This is a genomic window from Streptomyces sp. NPDC127177, from assembly GCF_042672475.1.
GTDB lineage: Bacteria > Actinomycetota > Actinomycetes > Streptomycetales > Streptomycetaceae > Streptomyces.
Genome location: NZ_JBHXUW010000021.1, coordinates 17,218 through 32,195 on the forward strand (window position 1 = coordinate 17,218; position 14,978 = coordinate 32,195).

Here is a 14,978-nt window from a genome sequence, read left to right on the forward strand (position 1 = left end):
ACGTGTCCTCAGGCCAGCAGATCCCTCAGCGAGGTCTTCATCCGGGTCACGAACGCCTCCCGCACCGGCTCGGCGACCCGGTCCAACGAGAGGTACGGGTTGAGGTCCTCCAGCTCGACGAGCAGCAGCTCGCCCGTCACGGTCCGGCACGCGTCGACCCGCTGGATGCCGTGGTCGAGGGTGTTCCAGTCGATGAACGAGCGTGCGAACGCGAGATCCGCCGCGCTCGCCCCGTACGGCTCCAGCACCCAGCGCCGCTCCGGGTGCGGCGCGTTGAGCGCGTACTGGAAGTCGTGGTCGACGAAGTAGAAGGACACCTCGTAGCGGAAGTCGACGCGCGGCTGGATCAGCTGCGTCCCGTCCGTCCCGGCCGCCTCCTCGGGGTTCCGTACGAAGCGAAGTCCGACCGAGTCCGCGCCCAGCTTCGGCTTGACCACATAACCCTCGGCCCCGGGCAGCAGCCCGAGGTCCGCCGTCCGGTCGACCGTGGGGATCACCGGATACCCGGCGCGGCTCAGATCGACCAGGTACTGCTTGCCCGCCATGTCACCCCGCCCGGTCAGTGGGTTGTAGACCCGTGTGCCCAGCTCCGCGGCGCGTGCGCGGAAGGCGTCGTACGCCCCCTGGTAGTGCAGCACCGGACCGCTGTTGCGTATGACCACCGCGTCGAACCCGTCCAGCAGCGCGGCGGCGTCACGCGGATGACAGAGCGCCGTGTCGAAGTCCTCGCGCAGCCGTGCGGTCAGATGGATGTCCTCGTCGCAGTAGCGACGCCCGCGGGCCTCGTAGGCGAGGTCGGTGACGAAGAGTACGGACGGGCGGGCGCCGGCGGCCATGGTGTTCCCCAGGAGGTGCGACTGCGGTCGGACGGGCGGTGGGAGGGGCGCGGCCGGCCGTTGCGGCCGCGGGTGCCGTCCGTGGATCCGTGGATCATATGCAGCGTCCTGTGTCCGGTGGCGCCGAGGTGGGCACCGCGGCCGGTGTGCCCCCGTGCACCGGCCGCGGTGCCATCCGGCTCAGCGGATGTGGCGGCCCGAGATGGCCCGCGCGATGACCAGGCGCTGGATCTCGCTGGTCCCCTCGAAAATGGTGTAGATCTTGGCGTCCCGGTACATCCGCTCGACGGGGTGCTCGCGGCTGTACCCGGCGCCCCCGAGGATCTGGACCGCCTTCTCGGTGGCGGACACCGCGAGTTCGCCGGCCCGGAGCTTGGACATGGAGCCCTGCCCCGCGTCGAAGGTCCGGTCGTTGCGGGCCATCCAGGCGGCCTGCCAGATCAGCAGCCGTACGGACTCGATCTCGGTACGGATGTCGGCGAGCGCGAAGGCGATCGACTGGTTCTCGATGATGGGCCGTCCGAACGCCTCACGCTGTCCCGCGTACTCCAGGGCGTACTCGTACGCCGCGCGTGCGATGCCCAGCGCCTGGGCGCCGACGGTGGGGCGGCTGACCTCGAAGGTCGCCATCGCCGCCTGCCCCTTGGCGTTGCCGCCCTCACGGGCGCGGGCGAGCCGGGCGTCCAGCTTCTCCTTGCCGCCGAGCAGACAGTGCCCGGGGACCCGTACGTCGTCCAGGAACACATCGGCCGTGTGCGAGGCGCGCAGGCCGAGCTTCTTGATGGTGCGGCCGGCATCGAGGCCCTTGGTGGCCGGCGGCACGATGAACGCGGCCTGTCCGCGCGCGCCGAGGGACGGGTCGACCGAGGCGACGACCACATGGATCTCGGCGATCCCGCCGTTGGTGATCCAGGCCTTCTGGCCGGACAGCACCCACTCGTCCTTGGCCTCGTCGTAGCGGGCCTTCGTGGCCATCGCCGAGACGTCGGAGCCGGCCTGCGGTTCGGAGACGCAGAACGCCGCCACCTTCGGGTCGTCCTCGTCGCCGTAGCACTGGGGGACCCACTCGGCGAGCTGGTCCGGCGTCCCGGAGGCGAAGATCCCGGCGACGGCGAGCGAGGTGCCGAAGAGGGCCATGCCGATGCCGGCGTCGCCCCAGAACAGCTCCTCGTTGGCTATCTGGAGGGAGAGCCCCGTGGGGTCGCCGTACATGTCGGCCAGTGACTCGAACCCGTACAGGCCGATCCGGGCGGCCTCCTGGATGACCGGCCAGGGCGTCTCCTCGCGGGCGTCCCATTCGGCGGCCGCCGGGCGCACCACCTGGGCGGCGAAGCCGTGCACCCAGTTGCGCAGATCCTGCTGTTCCTCGGTGAGGGCGAGGGAGAAGTAGCTCATGGGCTCAGGCCTTCGGAATGTCGAAGTAGCGGGTGAGGCCCGAGGCGAGACCGACGTCACCGGCCACCTTCAGCTTGCGCATCATGAACATCGTCACCGGGTTGCCGTTGCCGGAGACCAGCTTCAGGAACTCCGCGTCCGCCATCACCAGGGTGGTGCGCGGGTCGGCGTCGGAGCGGCCCTCCCTGATGTCGCAGGTGCCGCCCGCGATGGAGGTCTCGAACACCACGTCGGTGTCCCCGGTGATCTTCCAGCGGATCAGCGCCGTGAGCTGACCCGCGGCGTCCGGGCGGAACTGCTGCCGCATCCGCCCGAAGACCTCACCCAGCACCCGGGTGCGCAGTTCGCCGTGCATGACCTCGCCGAGCTGCTTGGCGGACAGGCCCTTGACGATCCTGGCGAACTCCGGCGGGGAGACGGTCGCGAAGTCGAGTGCGGCCAGTTCATCGGTGAGGTTGCCGCTGCTGTTGTCGGCCACGCCAGTTCCTTACTCTGAAGTAAACTTACTTTTGAGTAAGGTAAGCGTCGAGCCGCCCCTCCGCAAGACGGGTGCGAGCGGGGCGGGTACGGAACCGGTGCGGTGCGGCCGATTCACCAGGAGCTGCCGGGGCGCACCGCCAGCCGGGGGTGATGGGCGGCCAGGAACTTGTTGGCGCGGGCCAGCTCCGACAGGGCCTGCTCACGGTCGGCCTGGTCCTCGACGCCGAGCCGCGGACCGCGGAACCTGCGGACCTCGCGCGCGGCGCACTCGGCGTCGAACTCCGCCTCCAGGATGTCCGGCGGGATGCAGGACCCGATCAGAGCGGCGACCCGGTCCGGGATCGGCACGGGGACGAGCAGGTGCGAGGCGGTCATGGGGGTGTTCCCTCTCCGATGGTTGGCCAGGAGGTGATGCGGCGCGGCCGCCGGGTGGGCGGCCGACTCCTCCATATGTACGGGACGCAGTTCCGGGTTTCTCGTTGAGAACGTCTCCGTGTGGCAACCGTTTGGGAGTGACCGGGTATTTCGCCTTACCTGTAAGTAAGTTGACTCGCGGTGCGAGGCGTGATCCGGCTGGGACCGTCCTGGCCGCGCGGTGCACTACAGGGCGGATTCCTCGCTGCGGGCGCGCAGTTGGAGCGCCCGCAGAACTGCCTCGGTGGAGAACCTGCTCTCGGGGTCGATCAGTTGTTCACCGAAGATGGACTCCAGGTTGCGCATGCGGTAGCGGACGGTCTGCGGGTGCACATCGAGGAGCTCGCCCATGTGGGCCGCGGTGCCGCGGGTGTCGAGCCAGATGCGCAGGGTCTCGACCAGCCGCTCCCGGCGGGTGGCGCTGATCTTGGCGATGGGTGCCAGTTCGCGCTGGGCGAGCTGGTCCAGGAGGACCGGGTCGGACAGCAGCCACAGGGTGATGAGGTGGTCCTCGCACAGGATGAACGGCTCGTCGTCGATGACGCCGGTGTCGACGAGTTCGAGTACCCGCCTGGCCCAGCGGATCGAGTCCGACGCCAGAGCCGTGGGGACGGTGAGCCCGATCGCGGCGCGGGTGCCGAGGAGCGACTGGTCGAGCATGGTTCTTCGCGCGTCGTCGAGCGGGCCCGGGATCAGCAGATGCGGCTGCGGGTCGCTCAGATCGGCCAGGACGTCGCGATCGGCGCTGACCCGGTCGAGCCCGGCGGGTGCGCGGGCCGCGACGAGGGTGACCTCCTCGGGCAGCGTCCAGCCGGTCTGCTCGCAGAGTTCGGCGATGGCGGTACGGGGGACGGGTCGGCCGGCCAGGATCAGGTGGAGCAGACGCCGGCGCATGGCCTCGCTCTGTTCGCCGGTCTGGGACTGCACTTCCAGGAAGCCCTCGCGGGAGAGCGATTCGAGCTCGTCTATGTAGGCGAAGAGGGCGTCGGCGAAACTGAGCATGAGGGTCGGCGAGAAGTTGTAACTGCGGCCCACCTTCTTCGCCCGTCGCAGCGCTACCCGGGCCCCGAGCCGATAGGCGCCCTGGAGCGTTTCCATGGTGCGGCCCTCGTACGCCTCGAACCGTCCGAATCGACGGCACATGTCGTCACGCAACGAGGTCGATGTGGACGGTTCGGCGACCAGATCGACGAAGGAGGAGAGGCTCTGTTCCACGCCGACACGAATGGCCTGGCCGTTGGGGCCGCTGAGCAGACGCGCGTATTCCGGATAGGCGCGGGTCACCTCGACGCCGATCTCCTTGATGAGACTTGGCAGTTCGGGCCGCATGATCGCGGCGAACTCCTGGGGAAGCGGTCCCAGCGGATCTCCGGTGTCCAGCGGAGAAATGACTTTCGGCATGACGAGTCCCCTTGCTCTCCGGCGCCCGGTGGGGGGTGAGGCAGTGGGGGAAAGCGCTCCCACGAACCGACAGGTGCGTACCAAGTCCGCGATGAAGATAGACCAAGTCAGTGACCGTGCCCACCACTTGTGCAAGATCGAAGTGCAGGGTGCACACACTTCGGCCCGGTTGCGGTGCTCCGGTGCAGGTGGGGTGGGAGTGGTCAATTTCGGACAACAGTCGGGAGTGTGGCTGGTATCGCCAGGTACCGGTACCGGTGAACTCCGGGCGTCGTCCGGAGAGCGGCGGTCCGCCGGCTCGTCGGCGGCGCCGGGTCCGGAGGTCCCGCGACGGGCGGGAATTTAAGCACCAAGTGACAATTGATCTGCGCCATTTAGTGACCTACGGATGACAAAAAAAGCTGCCGACGAGAATCTTGGCCAGCAGGATTGTGCTGGAAGTTTCTCGCAAGTAACGTCACGGCCTGTCACAGATTATATGTGGCCGAGAGTGTACGTCTCCCCTCGGAGAATTGGTTCGCAGCCGTGCTTCCTGCCCCTTGGGCAGCTGTGGAGCGCGTCCCCGCAAGCAGTGCCGCCCGCATTGTCGAATCGGAGGAACTAACTGTGCGTAATACCCTCAAGAAGATCGCCGTCGCCACCGGCGTGGCCGCGGTCGCCGTCGTGCTCGGGTCGACCCAGGCCATGGCAATTCCCGCCACCACGTGGACGGTCGCCCCGAACCCGGCTCCCTTCACCGCCGTCTCGACCAACACCGTCCTGTCCGTGAGCGGGATTCCGCTCACGTGTCCGACGGCGGGCGCGAGCGGTTCCGCGTTCAGTGCCACGGGCAACCCGGCCACGGTCGGCAACATCACCGCGGCCAACTTCGGGACGTCGGCCAGCCCGTGCACCAGTGCGCTCGGCCCGGTGACGCCGGTCGCCACGACCTCGCCGGCCTGGCAGCTCGTGGCGCAGGACTACACCTCCGGTGTGACGACCGGCTACATCAAGAACATCCAGGCCAAGCTCACCGTCCTCACCTGCACCTTCAACGTCACCGGTGAGGTCGACGCCAAGTACACGAACAGCACCAAGAAGCTGGCGGTCTCCAACTCCTCCGCCCACCAGCTGACCGTCTCGGGGGCCACCGCCGCCTGCGCCGGCATCGTCGCCAACGGAGCCCACCCGACCTTCACGGGCGACTACACCGTCACCGGCATCACGAGCATCATCGGCAGCTGACGGACTGCCGGGCCGCCGGACAGCCGAACGCTCAGCAGACCGCACCGCGGGGCCCCTGCCGTGCGGTCTGCACCGTCGATGGAAGGGAATGACGAGGGATGATGATGCGCGGGAACGCGGGGCGGAGCCGTGGGCGTGTGACGGCGCGGAGCGGAGCCGTTCTGGCCGCGGTCCTCATGGCCGGAATGATTCCCGGTGCGCAGGCATCCGCCGGTGACCGTGACGTTCGCATGGACGTGTATTACGGCTGCGACTTTCCCTCCGGGACCGAAAAGATCTCGGTCCGCGTCTCCGCGACCGTTCCGGAGGAGGGAGCGGTCGACAAGCCCGTTCAGCTCAGGAACGTGAGCACCGAGCTGACGCTGCCCGAGACCGGACTCCCGGATCTGGCCGATTTCGGGGCGACGGGCGTCGAGGTCGAGACCCAGCTCACCATGGGTGTGGCACAGGGCGACCACACGGCCGAGAGCGTGTGGATCGGAACCTCCGACGACCCGGTGGCCGTTCCCGAGGCGGGGGAGTTCGCGCTCGCCTCCTCCGGTGACGTCCCGTCGGTGACCGCGGGTTCGTCCGGCGATCTCACCTTCACGGCGCAGAGGCTGACGGCCCTGCTGACCTCTCCCAAGACCGACGACCCGGCCGCCGAGCCGGCGGCCGTACAGCTGACATGTACTCCGGAGCCGGACCAGGACCTGGCGCTCGGAGCGGTCCGGATCGCCGGGGACCCCGAATGGCCCTCCCCGGAACCCTCCGGGACCGGTGAGGACAAGACCTCCGGGAGCACCGGAAACGGTCGTGACGAGGCGACGCCGAAGGGGGACGCCCCTGCGAAGCCGACCCTGCAGGACGGTGAGGCACCGCCCTGCGTGGGCGATCCGGAGGACCAGTTCAGTCTGAACGCCTATGTCACGGGCTATGCGAACGTCGCCAAGCTCAAGGGCGCCACACTGTTCCCGGTCGCGTGCGCGCAGATCGAGCAGGGCGCGACGGTGATCAACATCCAGGACGGTCTCGTCCACCTGATCCAGGATTCGACGGTGATCCTGGACTATCGGGGCAAGCCACAACTGCCGCCCGCCACAAGTACGTTCCTGACCTTCGGATTCATGCCGACGACCGCGACCCTGGAGATGACCCAGATCCCGCCGGCCGCCGGTCCGGACGGCAATCCGGCGCCCAACATCCATTCCGACCTGAAGATCCTCGGCCCCGGCAACAGCGAGGGCACGACCACCATCGAGCTCCAGCTCCAACTGCGGCTGCATGACGTCAAGGTCAACGGCGTCGCCCTGGATGTCGGCGCCAACTGCCGTACCGAGCGCCCGTTCACCCTGCCACTGCGGGGGGAAATGGTTCTCAAGGACGGTGTCCAGACCGGATACACACTGGTCACCGGCGGCGTCCTCACCGGCCAGGTCACCCTGCCGCCGTTCTCGGGGTGCGGGGTGGGTGAGGACCTGGACGACATCTTCACCGCCTCCATATCGGGGGTTCCCGGGGCCGTGAAACAGGTCCAGGCGCCGCCCTGCGCCGCGGCGCAGCACGACCCGGTCGTGTGCACGGAGGACAGCCAGCCGGTGAAGGTTCCCAGGCCGCAGCGCTGAACCACTTCCGGTCCCGCCGCGTTCTCCGCCGAAAAAGAGTCATTCCGTTCCGCTCGGCCCACCATCATGAATTGAGGGAGTAATGAGAGCTGTCCCGAAGAGATGGCGCACCGGCCTGCTCGCCGCCGGCGCCGCCGCGGTGGTCGCGATCCCGCTGACCCCTCTTTCCGCCTCCGCTGCCGTCGCCGCCGCGGACCTCAACGGGGACTGGGCGCCCTTCTCCCGCTGCCCCGTCGACGACCCCGCGATGCTCGCGGCGGACGGCCAGGACCTGGTCGCGTCCTGCGTGTCCTCGTACTCGCCAGGCGGCGCCATCAAGCTGGGCAGTACGGAGGCCACCACCGGCGCCAACGACATGCAGTTCGGTGTCATCCAGGACACGGCCGCCGGTACGTTCAAGGTCATCCCGCCGGCCGGCGGATCGCTCGTGGGTGCGCCGACGACCATCCCCGGCGGGCTGCTCGGACTCATGTGTCCCAGCGACATCCCGGTCGTCACCGCCGTGTGCCGGCAGATCACCGACGTCAGCCTGAACAAGGTGAAGGCGACGGTGGAATCCGCCGGTACGCCCACCGAGTTCAATCTGCCGGCCGGGCTGACGACCGGGCAGCCGATCGTGAAGCTGCCCGTGCGGATTCACCTGGAGAACCCGCTCCTCGGCTCGAACTGCTACATCGGTTCGGCTTCGGACCCCGTGATTCTGCGTCCGCAGAACACCACGGCTCCCGCCGTCGCCATCCAGCGGTTCGACGGTGACGGTACGCCCAACGCCACCGAGGGCGCGATGCTGAGGTTCGCGCTCACCGGGAACGACCAGGGCGACACCACGTTCTCCGTGCCGAAGGCCACCGGCTGCGGTCTGGGCGGAGTCCTGAGCTGGGCGGTGAACCTGAAGACGGGTCTGCCGTCCGCCTCCGGGAACAACCACCTCACACTGAACAACGCCGCGACGTACAGCGGGGCGCTCACCGCCCCGGGGACCGTCCTTCCCGACGCCGGCAAGGTGCTTTCCCAGTACTGGCACTCCGCGGTGAAGTAGCGGGCAGGAATAGCCGGCAGCGCCGAATCCCCGTTGCATGAAGACGCCCGCTCCGTCCGGGAAATCTGCCGGGCGGAGCGGGCATCTTCATGCGCCGTTCCATACGGAAGTGAGTACGGCGAGGGCGACGGTCGCTCCCAAAAGGCTCACTCGGCGACAAGCCCGCGTGGGCCGTTGCTCACCTCCGTACAAAAACAACGCTGCCGAAAACAACCGTGCAGAAAGTTCAGGAACCGCTATTGCGAAGGCAGGTTACCGAGCCGTAGCGTCCCAGGACCAGGGGCGGTTCTGCCGCTGTCGGGGTCTCATGGCCCCGGCCTCATGGGGTGGGGACCCGACATGCACGCCGGAGATCTTGCGCAGATTCCGACAAGGCCGCCGTACGGCTTTGTCACTCGGTGACAAGTGATCCACATCGAGCATCCTGTTCGTCGATTTCCGCTGTTCAACAGCTTGTCCTGGCGGATTCGGCGGACATAACGTGCGCCTCCTGGTGCATGTGTGACGAGCCGCCATTGGATTTCTCAGAGCCGGAGCGCTGACAGATGACTTCGTTCACCGACAAGTCGAGGGGGGCCGATGGGAATCGAAGTAGTCGTTGAAGGCCTTACGAAATCCTTCGGTAAGCAGAACATCTGGCAGGACGTCAGCCTCACCCTGCCCGCCGGCGAAGTGAGTGTCATGCTCGGTCCCTCCGGGACCGGAAAGACCGTCTTCCTGAAATCCATCATCGGTCTGCTCAAGCCCGAGCAGGGCCGGGTGCTCATCAACGGCGTCGACATGGTGAACAGCCCCGAGCGGAAGATCATGGAGACCCGGAAGCTCTTCGGTCTCATGTTCCAGGACGGCGCGCTCTTCGGGTCGATGTCCCTGTTCGACAACATCGCCTTTCCCCTGCGTGAGCACACCCGCAAGAAGGAATCGGAAATCCGCCGGATCGTCATGGAGCGGATCGACATCGTCGGCCTCCTCGGCGCCGAGGACAAACTGCCGGGTGAGATATCCGGCGGTATGCGCAAGCGTGCCGGCCTGGCCCGTGCCCTCGTCCTGGACCCGCAGATCATCCTCTGCGACGAGCCGGACTCGGGGCTCGACCCGGTCCGCACCGCCTACATCTCCCAGCTGCTCATCGACCTCAACGCGCAGATCGACGCGACGATGCTGATCGTCACCCACAACCTCGACATCGCGGCCACCGTCCCGGACAACATGGGCATGCTCTTCTGCCGCAACCTCGTCACCTTCGGGCCGCGCGAGGTGCTGCTGACCAGCGACCTGCCCGTCGTCTCCCAGTTCCTCTCCGGCCGCCGCGAGGGGCCCATCGGGATGTCCGAGGAGAAGGACGCCGCCACCCTCGCCGCCGAGGAGGTCAACGGCTACGGACAGGGCATCAGTTCGGCGAACGCGCCGCGCACCGTCGTACCGCAGCTCGAGCCGTCGCCCGGCCTGCCCGTGCGACAGGGCGCGCTGCGCCGCCGGGAGCGGGTCATGTCGATGATGGGGCAGCTCCCGGAGGCCGCCCGCACGGCCATCCTCAACAGCTACAGCCCGGCCGCGGGCGGTGGACGCCCGTGACCGCCCCCATGCCGGTGCGGCCGCCCGAGCCGCCGGCGGACCGGGTGCCGGAGAAGACGCCCGAGGAGAGACGTCCGACCCGGCTGCTCGCCCCGCTGCGCGAGACGGGCCGACTCTTCACCCTCGCCGGGACGGTATGCCGCGAGACCTTCCGCCGGCCCTTCCAGGTGCGGGAGTTCATCGAGCAGTTCTGGTTCGTCGCCAGCGTCACCATCCTCCCCGCCGCCCTCGTCTCCATCCCCTTCGGCGCGGTCATCGCCCTCCAGGTCGGCTCCCTCACCCAGCAGCTCGGCGCCCAGTCGTTCACCGGCGGCGCCAGCGTCCTCGCCGTCATCCAGCAGGCCAGCCCGATCATCGTGGCGCTGCTGGTCTCCGGGGCCGCCGGATCGGCCATCTGCGCCGACCTCGGATCGCGCAAGATCCGCGAGGAGCTCGACGCGATGGAGGTCATGGGCGTCTCACCCGTCCAGCGGCTCGTCGTCCCGCGGGTGCTGGCCACCATGCTGGTGGCCGTCCTGCTCAACGGGCTGGTCTCCGTCGTCGGCACGCTCGGCGGCTACTTCTTCAACGTGATCCTCCAGCACGGCACCCCCGGCGCCTACCTGTCCAGCTTCTCCGCCCTCGCCCAGCTGCCCGACCTCTACATCAGCGAGATCAAGGCACTGATCTTCGGCTTCATCGCGGGCATCGTCGCCGCCTACCGCGGTCTGAACCCGCGAGGCGGGCCGAAGGGGGTCGGGGACGCGGTCAACCAGTCCGTCGTCATCACCTTCATGCTGCTGTTCTTCGTGAACATGATCCTCACGGCGATCTATCTCCAGATCGTCCCCGCGAAGGGGAGCTGACCGATGTCGATGCTCAGCTGGCTCGACCGATCCGGCGACCAACTCACCTTCTACATAAGGGCACTGGTCTGGATCCCCAGGACCCTGCGCCGCTACCTCAAGGAGGTCCAGCGCCTCCTGGCCGAAGTCGCCTTCGGCAGCGGCGGCCTCGGGGTCGTCGGCGGCACCATCGGCGTGATGATCGCGATGACCCTGGCCACCGGCACGGTCGTCGGCCTCCAGGGGTACGCGGCCCTCAACCAGATCGGCACCGCGGCCTTCACCGGCTTCATCTCCGCCTACTTCAACACCCGTGAGATCGCCCCGCTCGTCGCCGGGCTCGCGCTCTCCGCGACCGTCGGAGCGGGCTTCACCGCCCAGCTCGGCGCCATGCGCATCAACGAGGAGATCGACGGCCTGGAGGCGATGGGCGTGCGGTCCATGCCCTACCTCGTCACCACCCGCATCATCGCCGGGGTCGTCGCCATCATCCCGCTGTACGCGATCGGGCTGCTCTCCTCGTACGTCTCCTCCCGCTACGTCACCGTCCTGTTCAACGGGCAGTCGGCCGGCACCTACGACCACTACTTCAACCTCTTCCTGTCCCCGCAGGACGTGCTGCTGTCGGTGCTCAAAGTGCTGATCTTCAGCGTGATGGTGATCCTCGCCCACTGCTACTACGGCTTCCACGCCACGGGTGGGCCCGCCGGGGTGGGAGTGGCGGTCGGCCGGTCCGTGCGCAACGCGATCGTGCTGATCAGCGTCACCGACTTCTTCCTCTCGCTCGCGATCTGGGGCGCCACGACGACGGTGAAGGTGGCCGGCTGATGCAGACCCGGACCACGCAGTCCACCCGCCGCAGACTCTCCGGAGTGGCCTTCCTGCTCGTGCCCGTCCTGCTCATCTGGGTGTCGGTCGCCGTGTACAACAAGGACTTCACCGACGACGCCACCGTGACCGTACGGACCGGCAGTGTCGGCAACGAAATGCACGACAACGCCGATGTCAAGCTGCGCGGAGTCGTCGTCGGACAGGTCCGGCACATCGAGGCCGACGGCCGGGGCGCCCGGCTCACCCTGGCGATCAAGCCCGACGAGCTCGACCGGATCCCGGCCGACGTCACCGCCCAGATGCTGCCGACCACACTCTTCGGCGAACGGTTCGTGGCGCTCGTACCGCCGTCCGTCCCCTCCGCGCAGACGCTGCGTGCCGGAGCCGTCATCCCGCAGGACCGCTCCAGCAACGCCATCGAACTGGAAGAGGTCCTCGACAACGTCCTGCCGCTGCTGACGGCGGTGAAGCCGGAGAAGCTCTCCGCCACCCTCAACGCGGTCTCCCAGGCACTGCGCGGGCGCGGCGAGAAGCTCGGCGACACGCTCGTCACCCTCGACGCGCACCTGGCGAAGTTCAACCCCCAACTCCCCACGCTCAACGCCGATATCAAGCAGCTCGTCAAGGTGAGCAGGGTGTACGGGGACGCGGCCCCCGACGTCCTGGACGCCCTCACCGACTTCACCACCACCAGCGGCACCATCGCCGACCAGCAGGCGGAGCTCGCCGACCTCTACGGCTCCACGACCGCCTCCGCGCAGGACCTCACCTCCTTCCTCCAGGAGAACAAGGACAACCTGATCCGGCTCTCCGCCACCGGCAGACCGACGCTGGAACTCCTCGCGAAGTACTCCGCCGAGTTCCCCTGCACCCTGCGGACGGTCGCCGGATTCGTCCCGGCCATGGACAAGGCACTCGGAAAGGGCACCGGACAGCCCGGCCTGCACGTGACCCTCAAGTCCGTCGAATCCAGGGGGAAGTACGTGGCCGGCAAGGACACCCCGGTCTATGACGCGACCGGGGGGCCGCACTGCTACTCCGTGCCGTACGTCGGCACGACCGCGCCGACGGCCGACGGACGTGCGGCCGGATCACCCGCCCCCGCCGACAAGGCGTCCGCGGACCGGCGGAGCGACACCGGAGCCAAGGCCACGGACGCCTCCCTGGGCATGCCCAACTCCCCGCAGGAGAGCCGGCTCGTCAACGAACTGGTCGCTCCCTCACTGAAAGTCCAGCCGCAGACCCTGCCCGACTGGAGCAGCGTGCTCATCGGTCCGGCCTTCCGCGGTGCGGAGGTGAAGCTCAAGTGAAGCGCCGCTCCCTCGCGGGACCGCTCGCGAAATCGATCGTCTTCATCGTGGTGACCGTCCTGGCCACCACCGTCCTCGGGCTCTCCATCGCCAACACCGGCGTCGGCGAAACCACCACGTACAGGGCGAGGTTCACGGACGCCACCGGACTGATCGTCGGCGACAGCGTACGGATCGCCGGCGTCAAGGTCGGGCAGGTCGAGTCCATCGAGGTCGTGGACAGGCGCCTTGCCGAGGTCGGCTTCGCCGTCCGCAAGGGGCGCAGCCTGCCCGCCTCGGTGACCGCCTCGATCAAGTACCTCAACATGGTCGGCCAGCGCTACGTCGACCTCGACCAGGGCGCGGGACCGGTCGGCAGGAGCTTCGCCGCCGGAGCGACCATCCCGCTCTCGCGCACCACGCCCGCGCTCGATCTCACCCAGCTCTTCAACGGCTTCCAGCCGCTGTTCGAAGGGCTGTCCCCGCCCGATGTGAACCAGCTGGCCGGCTCCATCGTCCAGGTGCTCCAGGGCGAGGGCGGCACCGTCGACAGCATCCTCCGCCACGTCGGCTCACTGACCACCACGGTCGCGGCCAAGGACAAGGTGATCGGTGAGGTGATCAAGAACCTCAACACGGTGCTGAAGACCGTGAACGACCGGGAGGCCGGCTTCAACGACCTCGTCGACACGCTCCAGAAGCTCGTCACCGGTTTCTCCGGAGACCGCAAACCGCTCGGGCAGGCGGTCACCGCGATGGGCGCGCTCACCACCGTCACGGCCGACCTGCTCCAGGACGGACGTAAGCCACTCAAGAACGACATCAAGCAACTCGGGCGCCTGTCGGACCAGTTGGGCAAGGGGACCCCGCAGATCGAGAACTTCCTCAAGAAGACCCCCGCCAAGATGGAGGCGATCAGCCGGCTCGCCTCGTACGGATCCTGGCTCAACCTCTACCTCTGCGAAGCCAAGGTCAGCGGTGTGACGACCGAGGACGGCAGCACGCCGCCCACCGGCATCGCGATCACCCAGCCGAGGTGCCTGGCATGAGAATCAGACCCCTGCGGGAACGCAGTCCCGTCGCCATCGGCATCGCCGGACTCCTCGTCCTGGCCCTCATCGGCTTCGGCGCCTACCGCGCCGACTCGCTGCCCTTCATCGGGGGCGGAACCACCTACACCGCCGACTTCACCGAATCCGCCGGGCTCGAGGACGGCGACGAGGTACGGATCGCCGGCGTCAAGGTCGGCGAGGTCACCGGTGTCTCGCTCGACGGAGCCCAGGTGAAGGTCAGTTTCCGGGTCAAGGACGCCTGGATCGGCAACTCCTCCACCGTGGGCATCGCCATCAAGACACTGCTCGGCGACAAGTACCTCGCCGTCGACCCGCTCGGCACCGGCCCCCAGGACCCGGACCGGCGCATCACCGCGAGCCGCACCACCTCCCCCTACGACGTCACCCAGGCGTTCAACGGACTCGGCGAGACCATCGGCGACATCGACACCGAACAGCTCGCCAAGAGCTTCGAGACGATCTCCGCCACCTTCAAGGACTCGCCGCCGGACGTGAAGAGCGCCGCCGACGGTCTCTCCGCACTCTCCAGGACCGTCTCCCAGCGGGACGCCCAGCTGGCCACGCTCCTCAAGGGCAGCAAGCAGCTGACCCGGACCCTCGCCAACAAGAAGAGCAGTTTCGAAACCCTGCTGGAGGACGGAAACCTGCTCCTCGGCGAGATCCAGGCCCGCCGCGACTCCATCCATCTGCTGCTCACCGGCACCCGCGACCTCGGTACCCAGCTCACCGGCCTGGTCGCGGACAACAACAAGCAGCTGAAGCCGACCCTGGACTCGCTCGGCAGGGTCACAGCCGTCCTGGTGAAGAACCGCAAGAGCCTCGACAAGGTGCTGGCGCTCTCCGGCTCCTACAACCGGCTCGTCGGCAACACACTCGGCAACGGCCGCTGGCTCGACAACTACGTCTGCGGAGTCGTCCCCAAGGACTACCTCCCGGCCGGCACGCCCCCGGCGACCGGCTGCATGCCACCCAAGCAGCAAGGCGGCCGCTGAC

14 protein-coding genes are annotated in these 14,978 nt (G+C 68.1%); 9 read left to right on the forward strand and 5 right to left on the reverse strand.

From position 1 onward, the window contains the following. Positions 1-8 precede the first annotated feature (8 nt). The 5 genes from ACFVJX_RS15350 to ACFVJX_RS15370 all read right to left on the reverse strand — a co-directional run bounded on the left by ACFVJX_RS15350 (position 9) and on the right by ACFVJX_RS15370 (position 4,526). The gene (locus tag ACFVJX_RS15350) at positions 9-836 is read right to left on the reverse strand and encodes a hypothetical protein (protein ID WP_384127386.1); all 828 of its coding nucleotides are present in this window, start codon (positions 834-836) and stop codon (positions 9-11) included. Positions 837-1,016: 180 nt separating this feature from the next. Then, positions 1,017-2,231 (reverse strand): acyl-CoA dehydrogenase family protein, encoded by a 1,215-nt coding sequence (locus ACFVJX_RS15355; protein ID WP_384127385.1) that lies wholly within the window; start codon positions 2,229-2,231, stop codon positions 1,017-1,019. Between the two features lie 4 nt (positions 2,232-2,235). Then, on the reverse strand, positions 2,236-2,709 hold the full coding sequence (locus ACFVJX_RS15360; protein WP_384127384.1) for an SCP2 sterol-binding domain-containing protein: 474 nt from the start codon (positions 2,707-2,709) through the stop codon (positions 2,236-2,238). Between the two features lie 113 nt (positions 2,710-2,822). After that, on the reverse strand, positions 2,823-3,086 hold the full coding sequence (locus ACFVJX_RS15365; RefSeq protein WP_384127382.1) for a hypothetical protein: 264 nt from the start codon (positions 3,084-3,086) through the stop codon (positions 2,823-2,825). A gap of 225 nt (positions 3,087-3,311) precedes the next feature. Continuing rightward, complete coding sequence (locus ACFVJX_RS15370; protein ID WP_384127381.1) at positions 3,312-4,526, reverse strand: helix-turn-helix domain-containing protein; 1,215 nt, start codon at positions 4,524-4,526, stop codon at positions 3,312-3,314. A gap of 606 nt (positions 4,527-5,132) precedes the next feature. Here ACFVJX_RS15370 and ACFVJX_RS15375 point away from each other — a divergent pair. The 9 genes from ACFVJX_RS15375 to ACFVJX_RS15415 all read left to right on the forward strand — a co-directional run bounded on the left by ACFVJX_RS15375 (position 5,133) and on the right by ACFVJX_RS15415 (position 14,977). Next, positions 5,133-5,750 (forward strand): hypothetical protein, encoded by a 618-nt coding sequence (locus ACFVJX_RS15375; RefSeq protein WP_384127379.1) that lies wholly within the window; start codon positions 5,133-5,135, stop codon positions 5,748-5,750. Between the two features lie 230 nt (positions 5,751-5,980). Further along, positions 5,981-7,354: a DUF6801 domain-containing protein gene (locus ACFVJX_RS15380; RefSeq protein ID WP_384127377.1), complete on the forward strand. Its 1,374-nt coding sequence runs from the start codon at positions 5,981-5,983 to the stop codon at positions 7,352-7,354. Between the two features lie 82 nt (positions 7,355-7,436). Next, the gene (locus ACFVJX_RS15385) at positions 7,437-8,393 is read left to right on the forward strand and encodes a hypothetical protein (RefSeq protein ID WP_384127376.1); all 957 of its coding nucleotides are present in this window, start codon (positions 7,437-7,439) and stop codon (positions 8,391-8,393) included. A 579-nt stretch (positions 8,394-8,972) separates the two neighbouring features. Next, a complete protein-coding gene (locus ACFVJX_RS15390) occupies positions 8,973-9,968 on the forward strand; it encodes an ABC transporter ATP-binding protein (RefSeq protein WP_384127375.1) in 996 nt (331 codons plus the stop codon). Then, the gene (locus tag ACFVJX_RS15395; RefSeq protein WP_384127373.1) at positions 9,965-10,813 is read left to right on the forward strand and encodes an MlaE family ABC transporter permease; all 849 of its coding nucleotides are present in this window, start codon (positions 9,965-9,967) and stop codon (positions 10,811-10,813) included. Before ACFVJX_RS15390 ends, ACFVJX_RS15395 begins: the two co-directional genes overlap by 4 nt. Positions 10,814-10,816: 3 nt before the next feature. Continuing rightward, positions 10,817-11,620, forward strand: coding sequence for an MlaE family ABC transporter permease (locus tag ACFVJX_RS15400; protein WP_384127371.1), 804 nt, complete (start codon positions 10,817-10,819; stop codon positions 11,618-11,620). Beyond that, positions 11,620-12,933: an MCE family protein gene (locus ACFVJX_RS15405; RefSeq protein WP_384127369.1), complete on the forward strand. Its 1,314-nt coding sequence runs from the start codon at positions 11,620-11,622 to the stop codon at positions 12,931-12,933. The genes ACFVJX_RS15400 and ACFVJX_RS15405 overlap by 1 nt, the downstream gene beginning before the upstream one ends. Then, the gene (locus ACFVJX_RS15410; protein ID WP_384127367.1) at positions 12,930-13,961 is read left to right on the forward strand and encodes an MCE family protein; all 1,032 of its coding nucleotides are present in this window, start codon (positions 12,930-12,932) and stop codon (positions 13,959-13,961) included. Before ACFVJX_RS15405 ends, ACFVJX_RS15410 begins: the two co-directional genes overlap by 4 nt. Beyond that, positions 13,958-14,977 carry an MCE family protein gene (locus ACFVJX_RS15415; RefSeq protein ID WP_384127366.1) on the forward strand — a complete coding sequence of 340 codons (1,020 nt, stop codon included), beginning with the start codon at positions 13,958-13,960 and terminating at the stop codon, positions 14,975-14,977. Before ACFVJX_RS15410 ends, ACFVJX_RS15415 begins: the two co-directional genes overlap by 4 nt. Position 14,978 lies beyond the last annotated feature (1 nt).

Excerpts from the sequence above, each read along its gene's own strand:
- ACFVJX_RS15355 (WP_384127385.1), bottom strand. The coding sequence starts at position 2,231 with ATGAGCTACTTCTCCCTCGCCCTCACCGAGGAACAGCAGGATCTGCGC.
- ACFVJX_RS15365 (WP_384127382.1), bottom strand. The coding sequence starts at position 3,086 with ATGACCGCCTCGCACCTGCTCGTCCCCGTGCCGATCCCGGACCGGGTC.
- ACFVJX_RS15405 (WP_384127369.1), top strand. The coding sequence starts at position 11,620 with ATGCAGACCCGGACCACGCAGTCCACCCGCCGCAGACTCTCCGGAGTG.
- ACFVJX_RS15380 (WP_384127377.1), top strand. The coding sequence starts at position 5,981 with ATGGACGTGTATTACGGCTGCGACTTTCCCTCCGGGACCGAAAAGATC.
- ACFVJX_RS15415 (WP_384127366.1), top strand. The coding sequence starts at position 13,958 with ATGAGAATCAGACCCCTGCGGGAACGCAGTCCCGTCGCCATCGGCATC.
- ACFVJX_RS15400 (WP_384127371.1), top strand. The coding sequence starts at position 10,817 with ATGTCGATGCTCAGCTGGCTCGACCGATCCGGCGACCAACTCACCTTC.
- ACFVJX_RS15370 (WP_384127381.1), bottom strand. The coding sequence starts at position 4,526 with ATGCCGAAAGTCATTTCTCCGCTGGACACCGGAGATCCGCTGGGACCG.
- ACFVJX_RS15350 (WP_384127386.1), bottom strand. The coding sequence starts at position 836 with ATGGCCGCCGGCGCCCGCCCGTCCGTACTCTTCGTCACCGACCTCGCC.
- ACFVJX_RS15385 (WP_384127376.1), top strand. The coding sequence starts at position 7,437 with ATGAGAGCTGTCCCGAAGAGATGGCGCACCGGCCTGCTCGCCGCCGGC.
- ACFVJX_RS15390 (WP_384127375.1), top strand. The coding sequence starts at position 8,973 with ATGGGAATCGAAGTAGTCGTTGAAGGCCTTACGAAATCCTTCGGTAAG.